Here is a 6,542-nt window from a genome sequence, read left to right as displayed (position 1 = left end):
CGAGCGCGGCGCCCAGCATGCCCGAATGCCCGACGGGGTTTGCGGTAATGGCGGGCCCGAAGGATGTGATGATCTTCTCGGCGCGATCCGTATACGAACTATTGCCGGTCCAGGAGGCAAGCGCGACGAGGTTCGACACCATCACCGCATTGGCGTTGGGCGTGGCGTCGTCAATGGCATTGAGCGGACGCACGATGATGTCGTTCGTATCGTCGGCGGCCAGGTAATAGCCCCCAAGTTCCTCGGACCAGTAATGCGTATCGAGGACATGCGCCCAAGCGGCAGCTTGCTCCACATATTCCGGATTGTTCGTGGCGTTGGCGAGGGCGAGCGCCGAGCGGATCATATTGGCGTAGTCGCTCGCCGTGGCGGGCGCATTGCCGGGTCCTTCTCTATAGGAATGGATGAGGCGCACCCCCATGCTCATCCGCATAAAGACGAAATCGAAAGCCTTCTCTGCTGCTTCCAACCACTCGGGCCTTTGGAAAGCCATTGCAGCACTCGCAAGCGCCGTGATCATGAGGCCATTCCAGTCGGCAAGGACTTTGTCGTCGAAACCAGGACGTACACGGAGGGAGCGCCGCTTGAAGAGCGTTTGAAGCGTGTCCTGTAGACGCGCTTCGGTTGCGTCGTCGCGCAACTGAACCGTATGCAGACGATTGGGAATGTTCTTCCCTTCGAAATTGCCATCGGGCGTGATGTCGTAGATATCGGCGAAGAGGGTGAAGTCGTCCGGCTCGAGAAGCTCCTTCACTTCTTCATATTCCCAGACATAGAACTTGCCTTCTTCGCCTTCGGAGTCCGCATCGAGGGATGCTGCGAAGCCGCCGCCTTGGGTGACCATTTCGCGCAAGAGCCAGCCGACGGTCTCTTCGACGCGGCGCTGATAGAGAGGCGATTTCGTTTCACGCCAGACCGAACACATGAGGTCGACCAGGAGCGCGTTGTCGTAGAGCATCTTCTCGAAATGTGGCACGAGCCATTCGTCGTCCACGCTGTAGCGTGCGAAGCCGCCCCCCACATGATCGTAGATGCCCCCTTGGCAAATATGGGTGAGCGTGATGTTGACGGCCTCGTTAAGACTAACGACGTCGTAGCGAAGCGCGCCGCGCCAAAGCAGGGAGAAGAAATTGGTCTGCGGAAATTTGGGTGCTCCGCGCATGCCGCCCGTGCTGGGGTCCACGGCCTGGAGAAAGCGCCGGGTCCAATTGTTGAGAATGGCGTCTGTCAGGGCAACCGACTCGCCCCCGACCTTGGTAGGCTCAAGCCGTGAGCGAAGCGCGTCGGCATTGGTGCGCACCTTCTCCGGTTCCGCGTGATAGGTGTGCGATACGGTTCGCAGCACGTCGACGAAGGCGGGGCGGCCGAAGCGTTGTGTTTTCGGGAAATAGGTGCCGCCCCAGAAGGGCTCGGCGTCCGAGGTCAGGAACATGGTGAGGGGCCAGCCGCCTTGTTCGCCAATCATGTGGAGAGCGCTCATATAGATCGCGTCGACGTCGGGGCGCTCCTCGCGATCGACCTTTATGTTGACGAAGAGTTCGTTCATCACCGCGGCCGTGTCGGGATCCTCGAAGCTCTCATGCGCCATCACATGACACCAATGGCAGGCGGCATAGCCGACCGACAGGAGGATGGGCTTGCCTGTGCTCTTCGCTTCGTCCAAAGCTTCGGTGCCCCAGGGACGCCAGTGCACAGGATTGTCCTTGTGTTGACGCAGATAGGGGCTGGTTTCGCTCCCCAACTGGTTATGTTTGTTGTCGCTCATCCTGCCTTCCGATCCGCCCGCCCCTGAGTACGATGGACTATGACGCAAAGCCTCCCCCATCACGAGTCCGCGGAAGTGCGCAGCCTCGATGCCAATGAGACGATCGTTGCGCTCGCCTCCGGAACGGGGATGGCGGCCGTAGCCGTAATTCGCATCTCGGGGCCGCAGACCAGTGTGGTACTGGAAAACCTCACAATTTCGCTGCCTGTTCCACGTGAAGCAAGCTTGCGGCGTATTGGCGAGTTTGACCGCGGTCTGGTTCTGTGGTTTCCGGCTCCGGCGAGCTTTACCGGGGAAGACATGGCCGAACTGCAGGTGCATGGCGGCCGCGCTGTCGTGAAGGCCGTCGTGGATGCGGTGTTGGCGATCCATGGGACGCGCTTAGCGGAACCCGGAGAATTCGCGCGTCGCGCATTTGAAAACGGAAAGCTCGATCTCACAGAGGTCGAGGGGCTCGCGGACCTCGTCAGCGCCGAGACAGAATTGCAAAGGCGGCAGGCGTTGGCTCAGTCGGAAGGGGGGCTGCGTCGGTTGTATGAGGGCTGGCGCGCGGTACTCCTGAGAGCCCAATCGATGATGGAGGCGGCGCTCGATTTTTCAGACGAGGCCGATGTTGCGGAGGACGCGATTGCGAAGGCGGGCGATGCGGTAGTTCCGCTGTTGCGCGACGTGGTGGATCACCTCGCAGACCAGACGGGTGAGCGCTTGCGGGACGGATTTCGCGTTGTTATCGCAGGACCGCCCAATGCGGGGAAGTCATCCATTCTGAACGCGCTGGCCAAAAGGGATGTGGCGATTGTCTCCGAAGAGGCCGGCACCACACGCGACGTGATCGAAGTGCACCTCGACGTTGGTGGCGTGCCGGTGATCATCGCCGATACGGCGGGCCTGAGGGAAGGCGGTGGCGCTGTCGAGAGCGAGGGCATGCGGCGTGCGGTCTCTCGCGCGCAGTCGGCGGATCTCGTGCTGTGGATTGTGGACAGTCCTGCTCAGGAATCGCCGACGCCACCGGATTTTGCCTCTTCGCCCGTCTTGACAGTCTTCAACAAGTCCGACCTGCGTTCCGCGCCATCGCACGCGGCAGGTCTGTCGATTTCGACGCGGACGGGAGAGGGGTTGGAGGCGCTGATTGCGGCGCTTGTGGCCCAGGCTACGGAGGGGTTGGAGCCACACGCGTCGTCGCCGATAACGCGGTCGAGGCATCGCGTCGAACTTGTGTCAGTTCGGGACGCTTTGAAACGGTTTGTTAACCACGATCTCGATGCGGAGCTTCGCGCAGAGGAACTGAGGGTCGCCGCGCACCACTTGGGACGCCTCACGGGCCGAATTGACGTCGAAGAGGTGTTGGGGGCCATTTTTTCCGAATTTTGCATTGGAAAGTGAGGTTTGAGCGAATGATTCACGTGAAACACCGCGCCGCGCTAAGAGGTGGATTGATTCACGTGAAACATCGGTATCTCAAGCCTTTGACGGCGCGTCTCCGAGCGACTATCTAGCGCGCATGAGCGATGCGGCCTCCAATAAGGCATACGACGTGATTGTCATTGGCGGCGGCCATGCCGGGTGCGAGGCTGCCGCAGCTGCTGCGCGTCTTGGCGCGGCCACGGCTTTGGTCACCCACAGCGCCGCCTCCATCGGTGAGATGTCTTGTAATCCAGCCATTGGCGGGTTGGGCAAAGGGCACCTTGTGCGTGAGATCGATGCGCTGGACGGCTTGATGGGGCGCGTGGCCGATGCTGCCGGCATCCAATTCCGTGTTTTGAACCGCAGCAAGGGGCCCGCCGTTCAAGGCCCGCGCGCGCAGGTGGACCGGAAGCTGTATCGCCAAGCCATGCAGCGGGAGATCGCGGAGATCGACAATGTCCATGTGGTGGAAGGTGCCGCCGAGGATCTCATCGTGGATCGAGGCCAAGTTTCGGGCGTTGTGACGTCCGATAGCCAGCGGCTGATTGCGGGCGCGGTTGTTCTCACGACGGGAACGTTCCTGCGAGGTCTCATTCATATCGGCGACACGCGCATTGCTGCCGGGCGCATGGGCGAGGCGCCGGCCCTTGGTCTCTCCGATCGGCTGTACGGACTTGGCCTGCAAATGGGACGCCTGAAGACCGGGACACCACCGAGGCTCGATGGACGGACTATTGATTGGTCACGGCTGAAGGAACAGCCGGGCGATGAGCCGCCTGTTCCTTTCTCGTTCCTCACGGACAAGATTTCGACGCAGCAGGTTTCCTGCTACATCACCTATACGTCTGAAAAGACACACAAAATCATCGAGTCCAATCTCGCGCGGGCGCCAATGTACACGGGCGCTATTGACAGTGTCGGTCCGCGTTACTGCCCTTCCATTGAAGACAAGGTGGTCCGTTTCAAGGATCGCGAGAGCCACCAGATCTTCTTGGAGCCCGAGGGGCTGGATGACGACACTGTCTACCCCAATGGCATCTCGACATCGCTACCTGAAGATGTGCAACGCGCTTTCCTGAAGACGATTGCGGGTCTCGAGAATGTTCACGTGAACCGTCCGGGCTATGCTATCGAGTACGACTACGTTGATCCTCGGGAACTCCACCCAAGCCTGGAGACAAAGGCTCTCGGCGGCCTGTTCTTGGCCGGGCAGATCAATGGCACGACGGGTTATGAGGAAGCCGCGGCGCAAGGACTGATCGCCGGCCTTAACTCGGCGAAGGCGGCCTCCGGGGACCAGGATCGCTTCTCTGTGACCCGTGCCGACGGCTATCTCGGGGTGATGATCGACGATCTCGTGACCCGGGGCGTTACGGAGCCCTACCGCATGTTCACGTCACGGGCGGAGTACCGCTTGATGCTGCGGGCCGACAATGCGGACCAAAGGTTAACGCCGTTCGGCATCGCGGCCGGCTGCGTCGGGAAAACCCGCCAACGGGTTTATGAAGTTAAGGCGGAACGTCTCAAGGCTGGAGAAGAGGTCCTCCGCAACCTGACGCTCACGCCGAATGAAGCCGCAAAGATGGGTCTCTCCATTAATCGCGACGGGCGCAAGCGGAGCGCGTTCGATCTCCTGAGTTACCCGGACATCGACATTCCGCGGCTTGCCGAGATCTGGCCGGAAATCGGCGCACTCGATGCGGCTATAGCCAGCCAACTCTCGATCGATGCCCGCTACGCGGTTTATGTGTCGCGCCAAGAAATGGACGTCGCCGCATTCCGAAAGGACGAGGCAATCTCTATCCCTGCAGACTTCGCGTATGATGGCCTGCCAGGCCTATCCAATGAGCTTCGGCAGAAGCTGTCCCGGACCAGGCCCGCGAGCCTTGGACAGGCCGCGCGCCTGGATGGGATGACGCCTGCGGCGCTCATGCTGCTCCTGGCACATGTGAAAAAGGTAAGGTCGGCAAAAAGCGCATGACAGCCGGCGATAAGCGCGGCGCCCCCGCCTCAAGCGCGGGGTCGTTCGCCGAAACCTTTAAAGTTTCACATGAAACAATCCACAGCCTACAGCGCTATGTAGAGCTCCTGGAGCACTGGCAGAAAACGACCAATCTCGTCGCCCCTTCGACGCTCCCCGAAGTCTGGAGCCGGCATATAGCCGACTCGGCGCAACTCGCAGGGCTTGCGCCAAACGCGCGACTCTGGCTCGATCTGGGTTCGGGCGGCGGCTTCCCAGGCTTGGTCGTCGCCATTTTGAAAAGCGGCGATCCGGAATTTCGCATGCATCTCGTTGAATCGAATCAAAAAAAGTGTGCGTTTCTCAGCGAAGTGGTCCGAGCACTCAAGGCCCCTGTGGACATCCATGCGATGCGTATTGAACAGTTTGCGGAAAAGGCTCAAAGCCTAAGGCCAGATGTGGTCAGCGCCCGCGCGCTCGCGCCGCTGACCCGTCTGCTGGAGCTCGCAGAACCCTTTCTGCGCGAGGAAACCAGGGGGATCTTCCTGAAAGGCCGCGATACAGCCACCGAAATCGCGACCGCCGAAGCGCGGTGGCAGTTCGACTGCGTGTGCCATCCGAGCCTGACAGCCGATGACGCACGGATCGTTGAGATACAGAACCTGCGCCGGAGGCATCCATGAGCCGAAATGCGATGCGGATCATAGCGCTCGCAAACCAGAAAGGCGGCGTTGGCAAGACGACGACGGCGATTAACCTTGGAACGGCGCTGGCGGCCGTCGGAGAGCGTGTGCTGATCGTCGATCTCGACCCGCAAGGCAATGCCTCTACGGGGCTTGGAATCGACCAACGGGACCGCTCGACATTCGATGTCCTCACCGGCGACACGTCCATCCTTGACGCAATGGTGTCTACGCACGTTCCACGCCTGTCGATTGTCCCGGCGACAATCGATCTGATGTCCTTCGAGCGAGAGTTTGGCGACAGCAGCGGCAAGCACTATCGGCTGCGCGACTGCTTTGCCGAGCTCGCTGCGCACGAACCTGACGATGCGCGTACAACCTATGTTCTGATCGATTGTCCGCCGTCGCTTAATCTTTTGACGCTCAACGCGCTAGCCGCCGCCGACGCCGTGCTGGTGCCTCTGCAATGCGAATTCTTTGCCCTTGAGGGCCTGGCTCAGCTCTTGAGCACGGTTGACGAGATACGCGGCCGGCTCAATCCTAAGCTGCGCATCCATGGTGTGGTGCTGACTATGTACGATCAGCGCACCAGCCTTTCGGATCAGGTCGTGCAGGACGTACGGGAGGTTTTGGGCGACAAGGTCTACCAAACGGTCATCCCCCGGAACGTGCGTGTTGCGGAGTCTCCATCGCACGGAAAGCCGGTCCTTCTCTACGATTACAAATGTAC

General features: G+C 60.5%; 5 protein-coding genes. 4 read left to right on the top strand and 1 reads right to left on the bottom strand.

What is annotated here, in order from left to right; translation table 11 throughout:
- Window positions 1-1,765: thioredoxin domain-containing protein (locus AC33YF_RS12215; RefSeq protein ID WP_491777483.1), on the bottom strand; the 1,765-nt coding region annotated here is incomplete at its 3' end.
- Window positions 1,766-1,804: 39 nt separating this feature from the next.
- Between AC33YF_RS12215 and mnmE the strand changes: the two genes are divergently transcribed.
- From mnmE to AC33YF_RS12195, 4 genes are all read left to right on the top strand, one after another.
- Window positions 1,805-3,148: a tRNA uridine-5-carboxymethylaminomethyl(34) synthesis GTPase MnmE gene (mnmE, locus tag AC33YF_RS12210; RefSeq protein ID WP_491777482.1), complete on the top strand. Its 1,344-nt coding sequence runs from the start codon at window positions 1,805-1,807 to the stop codon at window positions 3,146-3,148.
- 118 nt (window positions 3,149-3,266) lie between these two features.
- On the top strand, window positions 3,267-5,150 hold the full coding sequence (gene mnmG, locus AC33YF_RS12205) for a tRNA uridine-5-carboxymethylaminomethyl(34) synthesis enzyme MnmG (RefSeq protein WP_491777481.1): 1,884 nt from the start codon (window positions 3,267-3,269) through the stop codon (window positions 5,148-5,150).
- Window positions 5,147-5,812: a 16S rRNA (guanine(527)-N(7))-methyltransferase RsmG gene (rsmG, locus tag AC33YF_RS12200; RefSeq protein ID WP_491777480.1), complete on the top strand. Its 666-nt coding sequence runs from the start codon at window positions 5,147-5,149 to the stop codon at window positions 5,810-5,812. Before mnmG ends, rsmG begins: the two co-directional genes overlap by 4 nt.
- Window positions 5,809-6,542, top strand: a 734-nt coding sequence (locus AC33YF_RS12195; protein WP_491777479.1) for a ParA family protein, incomplete at its 3' end; no start/stop codon positions are given. The genes rsmG and AC33YF_RS12195, both read left to right, overlap by 4 nt.

The organism is Methyloceanibacter sp., assembly GCF_058506495.1.
This window is presented reverse-complemented; position numbering and strand designations above follow the sequence as displayed.

What these genes read in the sequence shown, in the direction of transcription:
- mnmE (WP_491777482.1), top strand. Translation starts at nt 1,805, where the DNA reads ATGACGCAAAGCCTCCCCCATCACGAGTCCGCGGAAGTGCGCAGCCTC.
- mnmG (WP_491777481.1), top strand. Translation starts at nt 3,267, where the DNA reads ATGAGCGATGCGGCCTCCAATAAGGCATACGACGTGATTGTCATTGGC.
- rsmG (WP_491777480.1), top strand. Translation starts at nt 5,147, where the DNA reads ATGACAGCCGGCGATAAGCGCGGCGCCCCCGCCTCAAGCGCGGGGTCG.